Here is an 18,458-nt window from a genome sequence, read left to right on the forward strand (position 1 = left end):
TTGGATGTCAGGGTTAGAAATTAAAACAATCAGAAACGTGATATTATATTTTTTATCTCCCCAAAGGATTTCGCCTGGTGTAGCGACAGTAATTCCTCTTCGTTGGAAAATAATTCTGCCAGCGCAGAGATCATTTCAATGTGGCTGTGTTTATCCGGGGCCGCCAGCATAATAATCAGATCCACCGGATCATGCTCGCTCGAACCAAAATTGACGCCATGTTGCAGTTTCAGTAACGAAAGACCTAAACCTTTTGCCCCCTCTTCCGGGCGAGCATGCGGCATCGCAAGGCCGGGAGCCAACACATAATACGGCCCAAGTTTTTGGTGCTGCTCGATAATGGCGGTGACGTACTCCGGCATTATCACGCGCGCTTCCAGCAGCGGCTCGGCGCAAACCTCCAGAGCCTGCGGCCAGTTTTCGACTCGTTCCTGCAACCGGATCGTTCCTTCGTGGAGCCATTGACTCAGCATTCGTGTTCTCCAGCATTCGGTAAGTGGACAAACTTTATGCAAGGTCCTGAATGCTGACCGTGACAACGATCACAAAGATAGCGCTACCAAATTATCAGGTGCGGAAATTGTGATAGCGCTATCAAAATGTGAACATGGTGTAATAACTCAGCAAAAAGAGGGATTTCCGGCGTATACTGCATGCACTGTCAAAACGAGATTTCAATCAGGAAGAAGCATGTCTCTGACCCGAAAACGTCGCAGTACTGGCAAAGTCACGCTGGCAGATGTGGCACAGCTGGCGGGCGTGGGAACGATGACCGTTTCCCGTGCGCTGCGCACGCCGGAACAGGTCTCCGATAAACTCCGGGAAAAGATTGAAGCGGCGGTTCAGGCACTGGGATATATGCCCAACATGGCGGCAAGCGCGCTGGCATCCGCATCATCCTGGACGATTGGCATGGTCGTTCCGAGCCTGGCACAGGTCGGCTGCTCAGAAATGTTCGCCGGACTGCAGCAAATTTTGCAGCCTGCGGGCTACCAAATCATGCTCGCGGAATCGCGTCATCACCTCGACCAGGAAGAAAAACTGCTCGAAACGCTGCTGGCATCTAACATCGCCGCCGCTATTCTGCTTAGCGTTGAGCACAGCGATACCACGCACCAGTGGCTGGAAAACAGCGGTATTCCGGTGATGGAAATTGGTGCCAAACGTACCGACCCGCTGGACATGAATATCGGTATCGATAACGTCGCGGCCATGTTTGAACTAACGCAAACACTGATTCAGCGCGGCTATCAGAATATCGGCCTGCTGTGCGCCAATCAGGAACAGTGGATTTTTCAGCAGCATTTACAGGGTTGGTATAAAGCGATGCTGCGCCATCATATGTCGCCCAATCGCGTCATAAATGCCGCCGAACCGGCTACGTTTACAACGGGAGCGGCGCAGTTGCCTGAATTTTTACTGGCGTGGCCTGAGCTGGATGCGTTGGTGTGTGTGTCGGATGAAATGGCCTGTGGTGCACTGTATGAGTGCCAGCGTCGGCGAATAAAAGTGCCAGACGATCTGGCGATTGTGGGCTTCGGGGACAGCGACGTGAGCCGCGTCTGTCAACCGCCACTGACGACGATTTCAGTGCCACACAAGCAGATAGGAATTGAGGCTGGACGCGCCCTGCTGGCGCGTCTCAATGATGAGGAGTGGAATGATAACCCCGCCATCGCCGCAAAACTGTGTTTACGGGACAGCTGCTAAAACGTTACTCGGTCTCTTCTTCTTTCGGCGCGTCTTTTGACGCGTCTTTCGCGGCTTCGTTCTTGGCATTGCGGGTCATCCACAGCGCCAGCGCCTTCAGTGAGTCAGGGGTAAATTCATCGCAACGGGCGGTTATCTCTTCCGGCGTTAGCCAGCAGACTTCAGTTACTTCTTCTTCCTGCAACGCAAACGGACCGTGAGATACACAGCTGAAAAGGCTGCCCCACACACGGCAGTGCTTGTCTTCGAAGTAGAATTGTCCGTGGTCGGCAAACGGCACGCCTGCAATACCAAGCTCTTCTTCTGCTTCGCGACGCGCTGAGTCGAGCAGTTGCTCGTCAGACTGCACCACGCCGCCAGCGGTGGCATCCAACATACCCGGCATAAAATCTTTGGTTTCAGTCCGGCGCTGTACGAGAATTTTTCCCATGCCGTCATGAACCACAATATAGGTCGCGCGATGACGCAGACACTGCGCACGCATTTGTTCACGGCTGGACTGTGCGATGACCTCATTGTCTTCGTTGACGATATCCACCCATTCTGTGCTTGCCAAATTCTGCTCCACCATCGGAAAACCTTCTCTTTATTACGCTCTCGCGGCGCGTTTACGGTTGTCGGGTAAATTACGGATTAATTGCCACCTCTGCAATAACCCGTTGATCATTGAGTGCTAAAACCCGCAATTTATTGCCCTCCATCATACCGTAACTGGCACTAAAGTCGCCTTTCGGTATGCTGATGGAACCCGGGTTGAAGTGGAAGATGTCGCCTCTACGTTCAGCAACCGGAATATGAGTATGACCATAAACCAGCACATCGCCAGCCACGAGGGACGGCAGATTGTCCGGACCAAACAAATGTCCATGAGTCAAAAACAGACGCTGTTCGGTGGTCAACACCTGCTGCCATGGCGCAGTGATGGGAAAATGCAGCAGCATCTGGTCCACTTCACTGTCACAGTTCCCGCACACGGCAATAATCCGCTCTGCCTGCGTATTTAAGCATTCAGCAACTTCAGCTGGCGCATAACCTTCAGGTAAGGCGTTACGCGGGCCATGATTTAACACATCGCCCAAAATGACCAGATATCTGGCGTCACTCTGTGCAAACAGAGACAGCACGCGTTCAGCGGCGGGTAAAGACCCGTGAATATCAGATGCAAACATCAGCTTCATCAATCATTCCTCCACAAAAAACCGCACTATCATAACGGATTATTGCGGCCTGTTCAGCCTACGTGTTTTGCCGAGAGCGCAAGGAAGCGCTGGACTGATGCTCGCTGCCACTGGAAGGAGGCATAATCGGCCAGCGGTTCCGGGACATCATCCCCGTTCAACACCAGGCGATTAATCATCAGCGCCAGGTCGGTATCCGCGATAGACCATTCTCCAAACAGGTTTGGCTTCCCGTGGGATAGCAGCGCGCTTGTGGTGGCGTACAGTTTCGCTGCGGCTTTTTCTCCAGCGCGAGTAAGTGCCGGTTTTTTCACCCCCCCAAAGACAACGTCTGTGGAACGTTCTTCTCGGATGGACATGAAATCACTGCGTATCCAGGCCTGAACCTGCCGGGCGCGGGCACGCTTTTCGATATCATGCGGATAAAGGCGCTCCCACTGCGGCGGGGCGAAACGCTCATCAAGATATTCGGTGATGGCCGAGGATTCGGTCAGTTCGAAGGCATCCACCTCCAGCAGCGGCACCCGGCGGGTTAAGCCGTACCCCTTCCAGCCAGATTGTAGATGTTCACCCTTTGCCAAATCGACGGTTTTCAGACTGAACGCCAGCCCTTTCTCCTGCAAAGCGACATAAACGGACATCACAAACGGCGAGTAAAAACGGTTATCGGACCACAGCGTTATTACGGGACGAGTCATAGCTTCCTCAACGGTTTTCGGGTGAAAACGTCAACATATCGTGTCTTTGACAGGCTGTCACTCGATGAAAACTCACACAATTTCCTTAACCACCTATACTCGAAAAATCATGACAATACCCCAGGTCCAGGAGTTAAAATGATTGATCTCTATTACGCCCCTACCCCTAACGGCCATAAAATCACGCTGTTTCTGGAAGAAGCACAGCTCGCTTACCGGCAGATCCGCGTGGATATCAGCAGGGGCGATCAGTTTCGCCCTGAATTTCTGACAGTGTCGCCCAATAATAAGATCCCGGCCATTGTTGACCACGTTCCTGCTGATGGGGGAGCCCCTTTTAGCCTGTTTGAGTCCGGTGAAATTTTGCTGTATCTAGCCGAAAAATCAGGAAAGCTGCTGAGCGGTGAACTGCGGGAGCGTCATGTCACGCTTCAGTGGCTGTTCTGGCAGGTCGGCGGTCTGGGGCCAATGCTTGGGCAGAATCATCATTTCAACCACTTCGCGCCTCAGCCGGTGCCTTACGCCATTGAACGTTATCAGGTTGAAACCCTGCGACTCTATAACGTGTTAAACAAGCGGCTGAGCATCTCACCCTGGCTCGGCGGCGAGCATTACAGCATTGCCGATATCGCCTGCTGGCCGTGGGTTAACGCGCATCTGCGACAGCGCATCGACCTGCAAAATTTCCCGGCGGTGAACAACTGGTTTGAGCGGATACGCCTGCGTCCGGCTACAGAGCGCGCTATGCAGAAGGCCCAGGCGAATTAACAGCGCTTTGTTGTATTATGGTTGGGATAATAACCAAGAGGAAACCTGCAATGTCCCAACCAGACGCCATTATTCGAATCAAGAACCTGCGCCTGCGTACCTACATCGGTATCAAAGAAGAAGAGATAGCGAACCGTCAGGATATCGTCATCAACGTGTCTATCCATTATCCTGCGGAAAACGCACGCAATAGCGAAGATATCAATGATGCGCTGAACTACCGCACCATCACTAAGCGCATTATTCAGCATGTTGAGAATAGCCGCTTCTCTTTGCTGGAAAAATTAACTCAGGATGTGCTCAATATCGCATGCGAACATCACTGGGTCACTTATGCTGAAGTGGAAATCGACAAACTTCACGCGCTGCGCTATGCCGATTCTGTCTCTATGACCATGAGCTGGCGAGGCTAAACGCAATCCGGAGGTGGCATGAAGATCCTGATTACCGGCGGTACTGGCCTGATTGGCCGTCATTTGATCCCACGCTTGCTGGAGCTCGGTCACGGCGTCATTGTGGTGACACGTAGCCCAGAGAAAGCACGCCAGCAGTTGGATGCCCGCGTTGAACTCTGGAAAGGACTCAACGAACACAGCACGCTTGACGGTATCGACGCAGTAATCAATCTTGCAGGCGAACCCATCGCCGACAAACGCTGGACCGAAGAGCAAAAACAGCGGTTGTGCAACAGCCGCTGGCACATCACCCAAAAGCTGGTTGCCTTGTTTTCTGCAAGCACTCAGCCACCGAGAGTGCTGATTTCCGGTTCTGCCGCGGGATACTACGGCGACCTCGGTGAAGTGGTGGTGACAGAAGAAGAACCTCCACATAACGAATTCACCCATAAACTCTGCGCCCGCTGGGAGCAAATTGCCTGCGATGCGCAAAGCGAGAACACCCGCGTTTGTTTGCTGCGTACCGGCGTCGTTCTGGCGCCTAAAGGGGGGATTCTCGGTAAAATGGTACCGCCCTTCAAACTCGGTCTTGGCGGTCCTGTCGGCACGGGTCGTCAATACCTCTCGTGGATCCATATCGACGATATGGTTAACGGCATTATTTGGCTGCTGGATAATGACCTGCGCGGCCCATTCAACATGGTTTCGCCATATCCGGTTCGGAACGAACAATTTGCCCATGCCCTCGGCCATGCGCTGCATCGACCCGCTGTGCTGCGAGCCCCGGCAACTGCCGTCAGATTGCTAATGGGGGAGTCTTCTGTGCTGGTCTTAGGTGGACAACGGGCGCTGCCTAAGCGCCTTGAAGAGTCTGGTTTCGGCTTTCGATGGTACGATCTTGAGGAAGCGTTAGGCGACGTCCTGCCTTAATTCTCTTCCTCGCATTTATCATCTTCATTTGTACGTTCCGGCGTGACGGTTTCAGTCTCGCTGGAAGCATGCTCGTATCCTTGAAAAATTCTTATCCATTCCCCCTCCCCTTTCAGCATGAATGATCTGCAGCTGGCGTATTCTCTGTGCGAGCACAACGGGTTAAATTTCACTCGAGCAGACTGTTGACACCGGTCAACACATTATTCATACTGCACTGGACAAAATGATGAAGGAACATCCTGACAAACATATCCGCGCGGCTATCCGTTATGCCGAATCACAAGGCTGGTTTTTTGCCCCTGGTGGTCACAGTTCACACTGTTTCGGCAGGTTGAAATGCAGCATTCCCGCGCACCGGCAACATATGATGAGCGTCTGGTCGACGCCCGGTAGCCCACAGAACCATGCCCGACAAATCATCAGGAAAGTGGATAGTTGTCTCCCACTGCCTGTGCCAACGGGAATTCTGGAATAACAGAGAAACAAGGAGTCGTCATGCCACTATTTAATTTCACTCTGACGCTTTCAGGCGTAACGTCAGATACCTCCGCGCTGGAAGACCGCCTTTTTACCTCGGGCTGCGATGACGCCCTGGTCTGCTTTTACGGCACCGCCGTGTATCTTGAATTCGATCGTGAGGCACAAAGCCTGGCACAGGCCGTGCTTTCCGCGGTCAATGATATCGAATCAGCAGGAATTGGCGCACGAGTCGAATCCGTCGATTCCACCCTGGTCGGATTAAGCGATATTGCAGAACTGACCGGCCTCACGCGCCAGGCCATCGCATTGCTGAAAGATGGCGCCAGAGGTTCACGTCAGTTTCCTGGCCCGGTACAGCGCGTAAAGGGAAACTCCCCGCTCTGGCACTGGCGCACGGTTGTTGACTGGCTGGCGAGTGAAGGGCGTATTCCGCCTGACTCACTGCTTATTGCCAATGCACACATTCTCGACAGTATGAACCTCGCATTGCAACTTCGTTCTTCGCTTGAAAAAGGAACGGTGATGCATTACCTGCACCAGCTGGAACACAAAGGTGCTGCACCAACGCCTCAATAATCAGGAGACGCCATGCCAGTATTGCTTACTTCACGCCTGAGGCTTTCCCCGATGTCTGAAAATGACTGGCCCTGTTTTCTGGCTCTGCGCAGCGACCCGCAGGTAATGCGCTTTATGGGAGTGCCGCTCTCAGAAGCAGAACTGCGTCTGAAGTTCAGTTCACGGCTTTCAGGTCATGTGTTCGCGATACATGACCGCGAAGGAGAATGCGTGGGTGATATGGGGCTGCAGGTTAGCACGCATAACGCTCAGGAAGCCGATATCGGCTACGCCTTGCTGCCTCAGGCACAGGGCAAAGGGTACGCGCAGGAAGCCCTGGCGGCCATTTGCGAATATGGTTTTTCCACACTCGGCCTGCAAGCGATTAACGCCTGGGTGCTGGCCGATAACGACGGGTCGGTGCGTTTGCTGGAAAAACTTGGGTTTGTACGCACGCAGGTGCTGGAAAAGGCCTTCGAGATTAACGGCGAGCTTTACGACGATTGGGTGTATCGACTGGAGCGGTGAATATTCCCCTCGCCCGCGCTGGACGAGGGAAAATAGCTTATTTTAACGAACCTTTCAGGAACTGCTGCAAGCGTGGGCTTTTCGGGCTTCCGAAGACATCATCCGGATGGCCTTCTTCTTCAATCAGGCCCTGATGCAGGAAAATCACGTGGGAAGACACATCGCGGGCAAAGCCCATTTCATGCGTCACCACCACCATGGTTTTCCCCTCTTCCGCCAGTTTCTGCATGATGCGCAGCACTTCGCCGACAAGTTCCGGGTCAAGGGCTGAAGTCGGTTCGTCAAACAACAGCACTTCGGGTTCCATCGCCAGCGCACGGGCAATAGACACACGCTGCTGCTGGCCACCGGAAAGGTGAACCGGATATTTAATCTGCTGGCGCTCGTCGATACCCACTTTCGCGAGATATTTCACCGCACGTTCGCGCGCTTCCTGCTTGCTGAGACCGAGAACCTGAATCGGTGCTTCCATCACGTTTTCCAGCACCGTCATGTGGCTCCACAGGTTGAAGTGCTGGAACACCATAGTCAAACGCGTACGCAACAGGCGCAGCTGGTTTTTATCCGCCACTTTCAGCTGACCGTCTTTATCACGCACCAGGCCGATATTCTGCCCGCTGACCACAATATTCCCTTCGCTTGGCTTTTCGAGGAAGTTAATGCAGCGCAGGAAGGTACTTTTCCCGGAGCCGGACGAGCCGATAATACTGATAACATCACCGGCGTTGGCCTTCAGTGACACCCCTTTCAGCACTTCATGTTCGCCGTAGCGCTTGTGCAGGTCGATAACGTTTAATTTATTGTCAGGCATGATGTTCTCAGTGTGTCGAAGAGGGTTTCACATGTTGCAGCCAGCGTTTTTCCGCCTTGCGGAACAGGCTAATCAGCACATAAGAGATAATCAGATACAGCACCGCCGCAATCCCAAACGCGGTAAACGGCTGGTAAGTGGCAGAGTTAATATCACGGGCGATTTTCAGCAAATCCGGCACCGTGGCCGTAAATGCCAGCGCTGTGGAATGCAGCATCAAAATCACTTCGTTGCTGTAGGCTGGGAGCGCGATACGTAGCGCCGACGGCAAAATGATGCAGCGATAAAGCTTCACGCCGGAAAAACCGTAGGCGCGCGCGGCTTCCACTTCTCCCGCTGGCACAGAGCGAATAGCCCCGGCAAAAATTTCCGTGGTGTACGCACAGGTGTTGAGCGTCAGCGCCAGTACCGTACAGTTCAGGCCGCTGCGGAAAAAGGCATTCAACAGTTCGGTGCCTTTAACAATCTCGAGCGTGTACATCCCAGAATAAAACACCAAAAGCTGCACATACAGCGGTGTACCGCGGAAAATGTAAGTGAAGAGCCAAATCGGAAACTGAACGAATTTATTGCTGGATACGCGGCCGATAGCTAAAAACACTGCCAGAATGCCGCCCATCAGCACTGAAGAAATCAGCAGCCAGAGGGTTATCGCCACGCCAGTAAGGCGATAACCGTCGGTCCACAGCAGGGACTTCCAGTATTCGTGAATAATATCAATCACAGGTCAGCCCTCTTCACACCCACGGAATAACGACGTTCGAGCAGAAGCAGCACTCCATTGGATACCGTCGTAAATACCAGATAAATCAGTCCGCAGACAATGGCGAAGTAGAACGGCTCCCAGGTACTTTTTCCTGCAAGCTGCGTCGCTTTCACCACATCTTCCAGACCCAGCAATGACACCAGGGCTGTTGCTTTGAGGATAACCTGCCAATTGTTGCCAATCCCAGGCAGCGCAAACCGCATCATTGCCGGAAACAGAATACGCACAAACGTCTGACGGCTGGTAAAGCCGAAGGCAGTCGCCGCTTCAATATGGCCTCTGGGTACTGCCAGAAACGCACCGCGGAAAGTTTCGGTGAAGTAGGCTCCGTAGATAAAACCAAGGGTAATGATGCCCGCAATCATCGGGTCGATATCAAACTGTGCCACGCCCAGCGCATCGGTAATGCTGTTGAGCGCAATTTGCAGACCGTAGAAAATCAGCAGCATCAACACCAGATCCGGAACGCCACGAATTAATGTGGTATAGCTTTCAAAAATAAGCGCCACTGCACGATTGCCGGAAAGTTTGCCCGCAGCGCCTGCCAGACCGATAAGCAGGGCCAGCACTACGGAGCTGAGGGCCAGCTCAAGGGTGACCAAGGCCCCCTGAAATATCACTTGTGAAAACCCGTACAGCATTGAGCCTGTCCTGTCAGTCCTGCGCTGCTGCCCCGGGAACGTCGGAGTCAGCAGCGCAAACAGCGATTACTCGCCGTATACGTTAAAATCGAAATACTTCTTCGCCAGCTTGTCGTAGGTGCCGTCAGCGCGCATCTCAGCAAAGGCTTTATTCAGGGCAACACGGAGTTCGTTATCCTCTTTACGCAGGCCCATACCGGTACCTACGCCGAACAGTTTTTCATCCTTAATGGACGGGCCGCCAAACTGATAATCTTTACCGACAGGCTGCTTGAGGAAGCCTTCGCTTGCCGCCACTTCATCCTGGAATGCGGCATCAATACGTCCGGCCGTCAGGTCAGAATAGATATTATCCTGGCCCTGGTAGGAGACGATTTCGATGCCTTTTGGTGCCCAGTGCTCATTGCCGTATGTTTCCTGCGTGGTGCCTTGCAGAACACCCACACGCTTGCCTTTCAGGGCATTCAGATCCGGCGTAACCGGACTGCCTTTTTTAACCACCAGGCGAGAGTCTGCGGCATAGAGTTTGTCCGTGAAGGCAATCTGCTGCTGGCGTTTTTCCGTAATGGAGAGTGAGGACATAATGGCGTCGATTTTCTTCGCCTGCAGAGACGGGATCAGCGCATCCAGTGGGTTTTCAACGAAGGTACATTGCGCTTTAATTCGCTTACACAGCTCTTTTGCCAGATCGATGTCAAAACCAACTAATTCCCCCTGCGCATTCTTGGATTCGAAGGGGGCATAAGTCGGATCTGTGCCAATACGAACTTTCGAAGGAATGGCTGCGAAAACCGTAGAAACGCTGGAAAGTGCCAACGCAAGAGAAAGAGACAACGCCAGTTTTTTCATAACTATCCTCAACAGACTGTCATTTAGCGGGTAATCAGAAGTATCAAGAACAGTTATCGTGCCACCTTTTATGCGGATAAGGCAAAAGGTTATGGGGACATATACGCAACTTTTTGCATTATTGTTGCTTAACTATGCAATCGCGCACCATTTTAGTGCGCTCGTTGCACCAGCAAAAAGCATTATGCCGTTATGCCACACATGTATAGATAACTGCTCAGCCCGAAAGGCCCGGTTTCCCGGGCCTGTGCAGTCTTAGTCACCGTAGACGTTGAAGTCGAAATACTTCTTCGCCATCTTGTCGTAGGTGCCATCTTTACGCAGTCCGTCGAGTGCTTTGTCGAAGGCAGCTTTCAGCTCGGTATCGTCCTTACGCAGACCTACGCCGGTGCCGTCGCCAAAGTATTTCTTGTCTTTAACGGACGGGCCCGCAAAGGCGTACTCTTTACCGGCTGGCTGTTTCAGGAAGCCTTCGCTGGCGGCAACTTCGTCCTGGAAAGCGGCGTCGAGACGTCCAGCTGCGAGGTCAGAATAGATAAGATCCTGGTTCTGATAGGCCACCACATCGATGCCTTTGCTACGCCAGTTTTCATTGGCATAGGTTTCCTGAGTTGAGCCTTGCAGCACGCCCACATGTTTGCCTTTCAGCGAATCAAGCGTTGGGACAATCGGAGAACCTTTGGCAGCGATCAGGCGAGAGTCAGCGGCGTACAGCTTGTCAGAGAAGCCGATTTCCTGCTGGCGCTTTTCGGTGATCGACAGTGAGGAGATAATGGCGTCGATTTTCTTCGCCTTCAGGGACGGGATCAGGGAGTCAAAATCGATGCCAACCCAGGTACATTTCACGTGCATGCGCTTGCACATTTCATTACCCAAATCGATATCAAAACCGACGAAATCCCCTTTCTCATCCTTGGATGAGAATGGCGCGTAAGTGGCGTCAGTACCGATGCGAACAGTCTGCGGCAGCGCGGCAAATACGCTGGAAGCACTGCTGATCCCAAGCATTAAAGAGAGAGCCAAAACCGTCTTCTTCATACATTACCCTTAAGTGTCGTGATGCAGTTGCGTGTTATGTAATCTATCGTGTTGTGTGTTGCCAGACAGCCCTGCACGTTTTATGCCACCTAAACATCTGCTCAAAAAAACAGCGTTAAATGTGTTAATGAATAGCTGCGGAGTTGTCTTAAGATTGAAAGATAACAGCTCTAACGGATAAACCGCAGCGCTAAACAGCGAAATGAGGGATTAAATGTTGAGGATTTGATCGGGATTGCAAAATCGTCGGGCGGCCACACATGCACCAAAAAGATGCACTATCTTAGTGCGCCTATTCCGTACCCTGCCAACGGGTGAAAAGCTCTTTTGGCAAGGTGATATCAAACTGGTCCAGTACGCGATTAACCGTTTGATCAATCACGTCGTCCAGCGTTTGCGGACGGTGATAAAATGCTGGAACCGGCGGCATAATGATAGCGCCGATTTCCGCCGCCTGAGTCATCAGTCGTAAATGCCCCAGATGCAGCGGCGTTTCACGCACGCAAAGCACCAGGCGACGGCGCTCTTTTAGCACCACATCAGCGGCGCGGGTCAGTAAACCATCGGTGTAGCTATGGACGATGCCTGAGAGCGTTTTTATCGAGCACGGCAGGATAACCATTCCGTCGGTTTTAAACGAACCCGAAGAGATGCTGGCAGCAATATCACGTGCATCGTGAACAACATTGGCGAGCGCCTGCACTTCACGTAAAGAAAACTCGGTTTCGAGGGCCAGCGTCTGTCGCGCAGCCTGACTCATCACCAAATGGGTTTCCACCTCTGCGACGTCACGCAGCACCTGCAACAGCCGAACGCCATAGATAGCGCCGCTGGCACCGGAAATTCCAATAATGAGTCGTTTCATGATTCCGCCCTGTCTTCGTACTGGGCCTGACTTTGCCGGAATTCAGAGGGAGTTGCAAGGAAAGACGCCCTCTCTGCACGAGAGGGCGTGGAGACGATTAACCTTCGTTATGCATCTCAAGGCTTTCGACTTCATTCTGACGCGCTAGCGCTTTGCTGTCGTCGTTGCGCAGGGTGTCGAGATAATCGAGATATTGCTGGTCCACGTCTTTGGTGACGTATACGCCGTTGAATACCGAGCATTCAAACTGCTGAATATCCGGATTCTCAGCGCGAACCGCTTCAATCAGATCGTTCAGATCCTGGAAAATTAAACCGTCGGCGCCGATAATCTGGCGGATCTCATCCACTTCACGACCATGAGCAATCAGCTCCGTGGCACTCGGCATATCGATTCCGTAGACATTCGGGAAGCGAATTTCCGGTGCGGCAGATGCCAGGTATACTTTCTTCGCACCGGCTTCGCGCGCCATTTCGATGATCTGCTCTGACGTCGTACCACGCACGATGGAGTCATCTACCAGCAGCACGTTCTTGTCACGGAACTCTGCGCGGTTGGCATTCAGTTTACGGCGCACCGATTTACGGCGAAGCTGCTGGCCTGGCATGATGAACGTACGGCCCACGTAGCGGTTTTTCACAAAACCCTGACGGTACGGTTTGTTCAGAATGCGTGCAATTTCCAGGGCGATATCGCAAGAGGTTTCCGGAATCGGGATAACCACGTCGATATCCAGATCTTCCCACTCGCGGGCGATTTTTTCACCGAGCCTGGTGCCCATATTCACGCGCGCACTGTAGACGGAAATCTTGTCAATGAACGAGTCCGGACGAGCGAAGTAAACATATTCGAACAAGCAGGGATTGCTCACCGGGTTGTCAGCACACTGACGGGTGAATAACTGGCCTTTTTCGGTGATGTAAATCGCTTCGCCTGGCGCCACGTCACGCAGGAATTCAAAGCCCAGCGTATCGAGCGCGACGCTTTCCGACGCCACCATGTATTCGGTGCGACCATCGCCGATATCACGCTTACCGAGTACCAGCGGGCGGATGCCGTTAGGGTCACGGAAAGCCACCATGCCGTGTCCGATAATCATCGCCACACACGCATACGCCCCGCGAATCTGACGATTAGTCGCGCCAATCGCAGCGAAAATGTTGTCAGCTTCCAGCGGATAATGGCGGAAGTTGTCCAGCTCACTGGCGAAGATGTTCAGCAGAATTTCAGAATCGGAAGTAGTGTTGATATGGCGGCGCTTTTCTTCGAACAGCTTTTTGCGCAGCTCGTGAGCGTTGGTCAAGTTGCCGTTGTGCGCAAGGGTGATGCCATAAGGTGAGTTAACGTAGAAAGGTTGAGCCTCAGACGCGCTGGAGCTGCCGGCGGTTGGGTAACGGACATGGCCGATACCCATATTGCCCTGCAGGCGCTGCATATGCACGGCGCCAAACACATCGCTCACCAGGCCGTTGGCTTTACGCAAACGGAAGCAGTTGTTTGCATCAATGGTGATGATGCCCGCGGCATCCTGCCCACGGTGCTGAAGCACCGTTAACGCGTCATAAATCGACTGGTTTACCGGCATAACACCGGCGATACCGACAATACCGCACATACGTCATTTTCCTCGTTCAGAACTCCCCAAAGCTTATGCTTTGGGCAAGAAACTTGACGAGCTTTGCAGATAGTCAAAGAACATTCTGATGACGACGCTGAACTGAGGGATCAGCTGAGACTTTTGCCAGTCGTCGCTTTTCGAAAAGCCGGTGAAGGTATCGAGGAAAAACAGTATGGCGGCGACGATCAATACTCCACGCAGCGCACCAAAACAGATCCCAAGCACCCTGTCGGTTCCCGACAGGCCCGTCTTCTCTACCAGCGTACCGATAACGTAGTTAACGATAGCACCGACGATAAGCGTCGCGACAAAGAGCAGCGCGATAGCAATCCCGTTTCGAACCAGTTCGTCTTCAAAGCCCGTAAACCAGACAGACAGATAAGTGTAGTAATGACTGGCAACAAAGAAAGCACAACCCCACGTTACCAGTGACAATGCTTCACGAACAAAGCCGCGGATGAGGCTTACCAAACAGGAAAAACCAATCACCGCAATAATGGCGTAATCAATCCAGACCATAGTTGTCCCACGATTTTACGCCCTGTCGTCCAGTTCGGGGCGAATTCTAACAGAAAAAGAAAACGTTTGCGTAGGGAATTCCTTTCCCCGCCCAAATAAAAATGGCGCTGAAAAAACGTTCAACGCCGCATGAGCTTTTCGCCTCTGAGGGCACTTTCAGCCCAATCGATTTTCATCGATTTCGTTGCATATACCCAAAATCTTTCGAGATGCGCCAGGACGGCAAACGCGGGAATCCCCGGTCACAGAGAAAACGATGTGACCGGGGTGAACACGTAAAGCCAACGCAAAGGCTGTTCGAAAGATGAAGTGTATCGTTAGTTCGGACTGTAGCCCATTACCACACCGTTCAGACCTGACAGCTGTTTCAACTCGCCAAGCGAACCTTTCATCTTGTCTTTCGACGCGTCCGGCCCCACCAGAATGCGGGTGATTTTGCCCTGCACTGGCGTAGACGGCGCGGTAAAGACGCGATATCCGGCGCCACGCAGTTTGCTGACAATCTCATTGACCTTGTCGGCATTCTTCAACGCACCGAGCTGCACGACGTAGGCTTTGCCCGTCGGCGTCGGTTTGTCTTCGGCAACAGGCTTCGACTGAGCAGGAGGCGCTTGCGTCGTTGCTGCTGACTGTGCGTTTGTGGTATCACGTTGTGGTCTGGTTTGCGTCTGAACCTGAGGCTTAGGTGCTACCGGTTTTGGTGCAGGCTGTGCGGCATCATCTATCTCATTCGCACCGCTGTTCGCCGCATAGCGCGACGTATCAAGCGATGGGGCTGCTGCATCCCCTGCCCTGACCTCTTCTGCCGCCCCTTCCGGAGGCTGAGAAGGCAGCGCCTGCGTAACCGCTGGCAGCATATCCGGTTCTTCTTTATCACCCGGTTTAGGAACCAGGGGAATTGCCGCGAACTCATCCTGATAATGCTTTTTCTGACCATCCAGCAGCCCTGGAAGCACAATAACCCCCAGTGCCACCAGCGCAATGGTTCCGACTAAACGATTCTGAAACTTACTCGCCACCGGTTCTCCCCGCGTCCATCTCTTCCATTACATGAGCCACCGTGTGGAACGAACCACACACCAGCACCGTATCTTGTGGGCCAGCATCCGCCATCGCGGCATGCCACGCCTGCGCTACAGTGGCATAGACTGCGCCATCGCGCAAATGTTCCACCAGCTGTTCCGCCGTAGCCCCACGAGGGCCTTCCAGCGGGGCGCAATACCAGCTGTCAACAACGTCCGACAGACAGGCCAGCGTCCCGGCAATATCTTTGTCATGAAGCATACCAATCACCGCCAGCGTACGCCCGGCTGTAGACGGCATTTTCAGACGTTCCGCCAGATATGCCGCCGCATGAGGATTATGCGCCACGTCGAGGATCAGACGCGGTGAATCGCTCACAATCTGGAAACGCCCCGGCAGCATCGCGTTCTGAATGCCGTCCCGCATTGCCTGCTCGCCAATCGCCAGCCCACTCGCCCGCAACGCCGCCAGCGCCGTCGCAGCATTAGGCTGTGGCACCTGCGGTAACGGGAGCGCGCTCAGCTCGCCCTGAGCATCGCTGAACCGCCAGCTGTCGCCCGTGATCTCATAACGCCAGTTAACGCCGCGACGCAGCAGCGTAGCGCCTTTTTCAGCAGCGACCTCGGCAATGGTCTGCGGCATATCGGGTTCACCGACAACTGCCGGTTTACCGCTGCGGAACACACCGGCTTTTTCACGGCCAATGCTTTCGCGATCCGGCCCTAGCCAATCGGTATGGTCGAGCGCAATGCTGGTGACAACCGCCACGTCGGCATCGACGATATTGGTCGCGTCCAGACGTCCGCCGAGTCCCACTTCCAGAATGACTACGTCCAGCTGAGCCTGTTTAAACAACCACAGCGCTGACAGCGTACCAAATTCAAAGTAGGTCAGGGAGATTTCGCCGCGTGCCTTTTCGATTTCAGCAAACGACGCGGTATGTGCAGATTCAGCCAGCTCGCCACCCTGTACGCGCACGCGTTCGGTGTACCGGACCAGATGCGGAGAACTGTATACGCCGACCTTAAAGCCTGCGGCCAACAGCACCGATTCAAGCGTACGGCAGGTAGTCCCTTTGCCGTTAGTACCCGCGACGGTGAAGACGAATGGAGCAGGTTTCAGCACGCCCATTCGACCCGCGACCTCGCTGACGCGCGCCAGTCCCAGATCGATGGTTTTGCTGTGCAGGTGTTCCAGATAAGAAAGCCACGCGGCGAGGGGCGACGTGGCGAGTGGAGTGATGTCTTTTTCCATGATACCCGCGATAGTTAACGGTTAGCACAAGCAAAAAGGGCAGCGCCGTCTGGCCCTGCCCTTTGCATTTATCAGGCCTCTGGTTCCTGATCCGGTACCGGCGGTACCACCACTTCTTCAAGTGGCGCATCCGGATTCGGTGCCGGGAGATTCATCATCTTCGCCAGCAAGCTGGCAATCTTGAAGCGCATCTCCGGACGACGGACGATCATGTCGATCGCGCCCTTCTGGATAAGGAATTCACTGCGCTGGAAGCCCGGCGGCAGTTTTTCACGTACCGTCTGCTCGATAACGCGCGGGCCGGCAAAGCCGATCAACGCTTTCGGCTCAGCGATGTTAAGGTCACCCAGCATTGCGAAGCTTGCGGAAACGCCACCCATGGTTGGGTCGGTCAGCACTGAAATATACGGCAGACCACGTTCCTGCATTTTTGCCAGCGCTGCAGAGGTTTTCGCCATCTGCATCAGTGACATCAGCGCTTCCTGCATACGCGCACCACCGGAGGCGGAGAAGCACACCATCGGGCAATTGTTTTCCAGCGCATACTCAACGGCACGGACGAAACGGGCACCAACCACAGAACCCATCGAGCCGCCCATAAAGGAAAACTCAAAGGCCACAGCAACGACAGGTGCACCAAACAGGGTCCCCTTCATTACCACCAGCGCGTCTTTCTCACCGGTTTCTTTTTGAGCAGAAGCCAGACGATCTTTGTATTTCTTAGAGTCGCGGAACTTCAGCAGATCTTTCGGCTCAAGCTCGCTACCCAGCTCTACCAGAGTACCTTCATCCATCAGGCTATGCAGGCGGTTACGCGCTGACATACGCATGTGGTGATCGCACTTCGGACAAACCTCCAGGTTACGCTCCAGCTCTGCGCGGTACAGTACCTGTCCGCAGCTGTCACATTTGGTCCATACCCCTTCCGGAATACTCGCCTTGCGCGTGGGGGTTATGTTGCTTTTAATTCGTTCAATCCAGCTCATTGATAACCTTTCTGCCTGAACCTGGTCGATGCCAGTTTTTGCTGTAAGCGGCGAATAATGCCATTTTTAGGGCTTACAGACCATGAAATGTTGCACATTAAAACATAAGAGCCCAGAACATGGGACAAAAAAGTGGTCTAACCGGTGCCACTTTGCGCCACTTTCCGGGCTCTGTAATTATTTAACCTGCTTAGCGGCGGCGCGCTTGTGACGAATTATCTCGATAATGCCCGGCAGGACCGACAGCACGATAATGGCCACGATCAGCAGTTTCAGGTTTTCCTGAATGATCGGAAGGTCACCGAACAGATAACCCGCGTAGGTAAACAGCAGTACCCACAGCAGCGCGCCAATCACGTTATACGCCGCAAAATGACGATAGGACATGTGCCCCATTCCCGCCACAAACGGTGCGAAGGTTCTGACGATCGGCACAAAACGGGCGAGGATGATGGTTTTCCCACCGTGCTTTTCATAAAACTGGTGCGTTTTATCGAGATAGCTACGACGGAAGATTTTCGAATTCGGATTACTGAACAACCGTTCGCCAAACACGCGACCAATGGTGTAATTCAGTGCATCGCCGACAATCGCCGCAATCACCATCAATACCACCATCAAATGCACGTTCAGATCGTTTGTCGGTAACGCAGAAAGAGCACCGGCAACAAACAGCAGCGAATCGCCTGGCAGGAAAGGTGTCACCACCAATCCTGTTTCACAGAACAAAATCAGGAACAAAATAGCGTAGACCCAGACGCCGTATTGCGCGACCAGTTCAGCCAGATGCACATCAATATGCAAAATAAAATCAATCAGAAAGCGAATCAGATCCATAGTAAC

23 protein-coding genes are annotated in these 18,458 nt (G+C 53.3%); 7 read left to right on the forward strand and 16 right to left on the reverse strand.

What is annotated here, in order from left to right; genetic code table 11:
• Positions 1–29: 29 nt before the first annotated feature.
• Positions 30–473, reverse strand: coding sequence for a PTS sugar transporter subunit IIA (locus MUU46_RS09820; RefSeq protein ID WP_258965424.1), 444 nt, complete (start codon positions 471–473; stop codon positions 30–32).
• A gap of 217 nt (positions 474–690) precedes the next feature.
• Here MUU46_RS09820 and MUU46_RS09825 point away from each other — a divergent pair, with 217 nt between their 5' ends.
• The gene (locus MUU46_RS09825; RefSeq protein WP_159760410.1) at positions 691–1,710 is read left to right on the forward strand and encodes a LacI family DNA-binding transcriptional regulator; all 1,020 of its coding nucleotides are present in this window, start codon (positions 691–693) and stop codon (positions 1,708–1,710) included.
• A gap of 4 nt (positions 1,711–1,714) precedes the next feature.
• Here MUU46_RS09825 and yfcD read toward each other — a convergent pair whose 3' ends face one another.
• Genes yfcD through yfcF form a run of 3 tightly spaced genes read right to left on the reverse strand, consistent with a single transcriptional unit; the run spans position 1,715 to position 3,586 of the window.
• Positions 1,715–2,281, reverse strand: a complete 567-nt coding sequence (gene yfcD / locus MUU46_RS09830) for an NUDIX hydrolase YfcD (protein WP_258965425.1) — start codon at positions 2,279–2,281, stop codon at positions 1,715–1,717.
• Between the two features lie 55 nt (positions 2,282–2,336).
• A complete protein-coding gene (yfcE, locus tag MUU46_RS09835; protein WP_258965426.1) occupies positions 2,337–2,888 on the reverse strand; it encodes a phosphodiesterase in 552 nt (183 codons plus the stop codon).
• A gap of 53 nt (positions 2,889–2,941) precedes the next feature.
• Entirely contained in the window at positions 2,942–3,586 is a 645-nt protein-coding gene (gene yfcF / locus MUU46_RS09840; protein ID WP_258965427.1) for a glutathione transferase, read from the reverse strand.
• Between the two features lie 138 nt (positions 3,587–3,724).
• Here yfcF and yfcG point away from each other — a divergent pair, with 138 nt between their 5' ends.
• The 6 genes from yfcG (at position 3,725) to MUU46_RS09870 (ending at position 7,245) form a co-directional block, all read left to right on the forward strand.
• A complete protein-coding gene (gene yfcG, locus MUU46_RS09845; protein ID WP_159760416.1) occupies positions 3,725–4,354 on the forward strand; it encodes a GSH-dependent disulfide bond oxidoreductase in 630 nt (209 codons plus the stop codon).
• A 50-nt stretch (positions 4,355–4,404) separates the two neighbouring features.
• Positions 4,405–4,767: a dihydroneopterin triphosphate 2'-epimerase gene (gene folX, locus MUU46_RS09850; RefSeq protein WP_159760418.1), complete on the forward strand. Its 363-nt coding sequence runs from the start codon at positions 4,405–4,407 to the stop codon at positions 4,765–4,767.
• An 18-nt stretch (positions 4,768–4,785) separates the two neighbouring features.
• Complete coding sequence (locus MUU46_RS09855) at positions 4,786–5,679, forward strand: TIGR01777 family oxidoreductase (RefSeq protein ID WP_258965428.1); 894 nt, start codon at positions 4,786–4,788, stop codon at positions 5,677–5,679.
• Positions 5,680–5,908: 229 nt separating this feature from the next.
• Positions 5,909–6,157, forward strand: a complete 249-nt coding sequence (locus MUU46_RS09860) for a hypothetical protein (protein ID WP_258965540.1) — start codon at positions 5,909–5,911, stop codon at positions 6,155–6,157.
• Between the two features lie 20 nt (positions 6,158–6,177).
• A complete protein-coding gene (locus tag MUU46_RS09865) occupies positions 6,178–6,738 on the forward strand; it encodes a DNA-binding protein (protein WP_258965429.1) in 561 nt (186 codons plus the stop codon).
• 12 nt (positions 6,739–6,750) lie between these two features.
• Positions 6,751–7,245, forward strand: coding sequence for a GNAT family N-acetyltransferase (locus MUU46_RS09870; protein WP_258965430.1), 495 nt, complete (start codon positions 6,751–6,753; stop codon positions 7,243–7,245).
• A gap of 37 nt (positions 7,246–7,282) precedes the next feature.
• On the opposite strand, the gene hisP is transcribed toward MUU46_RS09870, so the two are convergent.
• The 12 genes from hisP to MUU46_RS09930 all read right to left on the reverse strand — a co-directional run bounded on the left by hisP (position 7,283) and on the right by MUU46_RS09930 (position 18,452).
• On the reverse strand, positions 7,283–8,056 hold the full coding sequence (hisP, locus tag MUU46_RS09875; protein WP_110509208.1) for a histidine ABC transporter ATP-binding protein HisP: 774 nt from the start codon (positions 8,054–8,056) through the stop codon (positions 7,283–7,285).
• A gap of 7 nt (positions 8,057–8,063) precedes the next feature.
• Positions 8,064–8,780 (reverse strand): ABC transporter permease, encoded by a 717-nt coding sequence (locus tag MUU46_RS09880; RefSeq protein WP_159760426.1) that lies wholly within the window; start codon positions 8,778–8,780, stop codon positions 8,064–8,066.
• Positions 8,777–9,463, reverse strand: a complete 687-nt coding sequence (locus MUU46_RS09885; RefSeq protein WP_159760428.1) for a histidine ABC transporter permease HisQ — start codon at positions 9,461–9,463, stop codon at positions 8,777–8,779. The genes MUU46_RS09880 and MUU46_RS09885 overlap by 4 nt, the downstream gene beginning before the upstream one ends.
• 66 nt (positions 9,464–9,529) lie before the next feature.
• On the reverse strand, positions 9,530–10,312 hold the full coding sequence (gene hisJ, locus MUU46_RS09890) for a histidine ABC transporter substrate-binding protein HisJ (protein ID WP_159760430.1): 783 nt from the start codon (positions 10,310–10,312) through the stop codon (positions 9,530–9,532).
• A gap of 255 nt (positions 10,313–10,567) precedes the next feature.
• Positions 10,568–11,350 carry a lysine/arginine/ornithine ABC transporter substrate-binding protein ArgT gene (gene argT / locus MUU46_RS09895; protein WP_258965431.1) on the reverse strand — a complete coding sequence of 261 codons (783 nt, stop codon included), beginning with the start codon at positions 11,348–11,350 and terminating at the stop codon, positions 10,568–10,570.
• Between the two features lie 292 nt (positions 11,351–11,642).
• Positions 11,643–12,215, reverse strand: a complete 573-nt coding sequence (locus MUU46_RS09900; protein WP_258965432.1) for a UbiX family flavin prenyltransferase — start codon at positions 12,213–12,215, stop codon at positions 11,643–11,645.
• 97 nt (positions 12,216–12,312) lie between these two features.
• A complete protein-coding gene (gene purF, locus MUU46_RS09905; protein ID WP_258965433.1) occupies positions 12,313–13,830 on the reverse strand; it encodes an amidophosphoribosyltransferase in 1,518 nt (505 codons plus the stop codon).
• A gap of 33 nt (positions 13,831–13,863) precedes the next feature.
• Positions 13,864–14,352: a colicin V production protein gene (gene cvpA / locus MUU46_RS09910; RefSeq protein WP_097161729.1), complete on the reverse strand. Its 489-nt coding sequence runs from the start codon at positions 14,350–14,352 to the stop codon at positions 13,864–13,866.
• Positions 14,353–14,669: 317 nt separating this feature from the next.
• Complete coding sequence (dedD, locus tag MUU46_RS09915; protein WP_159760438.1) at positions 14,670–15,371, reverse strand: cell division protein DedD; 702 nt, start codon at positions 15,369–15,371, stop codon at positions 14,670–14,672.
• The gene (folC, locus tag MUU46_RS09920; RefSeq protein ID WP_258965434.1) at positions 15,361–16,629 is read right to left on the reverse strand and encodes a bifunctional tetrahydrofolate synthase/dihydrofolate synthase; all 1,269 of its coding nucleotides are present in this window, start codon (positions 16,627–16,629) and stop codon (positions 15,361–15,363) included. The genes dedD and folC overlap by 11 nt, the downstream gene beginning before the upstream one ends.
• Positions 16,630–16,700: 71 nt before the next feature.
• Positions 16,701–17,615 carry an acetyl-CoA carboxylase, carboxyltransferase subunit beta gene (accD, locus tag MUU46_RS09925; RefSeq protein ID WP_185153775.1) on the reverse strand — a complete coding sequence of 305 codons (915 nt, stop codon included), beginning with the start codon at positions 17,613–17,615 and terminating at the stop codon, positions 16,701–16,703.
• Positions 17,616–17,792: 177 nt separating this feature from the next.
• Positions 17,793–18,452: a DedA family protein gene (locus MUU46_RS09930; RefSeq protein ID WP_159760442.1), complete on the reverse strand. Its 660-nt coding sequence runs from the start codon at positions 18,450–18,452 to the stop codon at positions 17,793–17,795.
• Positions 18,453–18,458 lie beyond the last annotated feature (6 nt).

It is taken from the genome of Scandinavium tedordense (genome assembly GCF_024764965.1).
Lineage (GTDB): Bacteria > Pseudomonadota > Gammaproteobacteria > Enterobacterales > Enterobacteriaceae > Scandinavium > Scandinavium tedordense.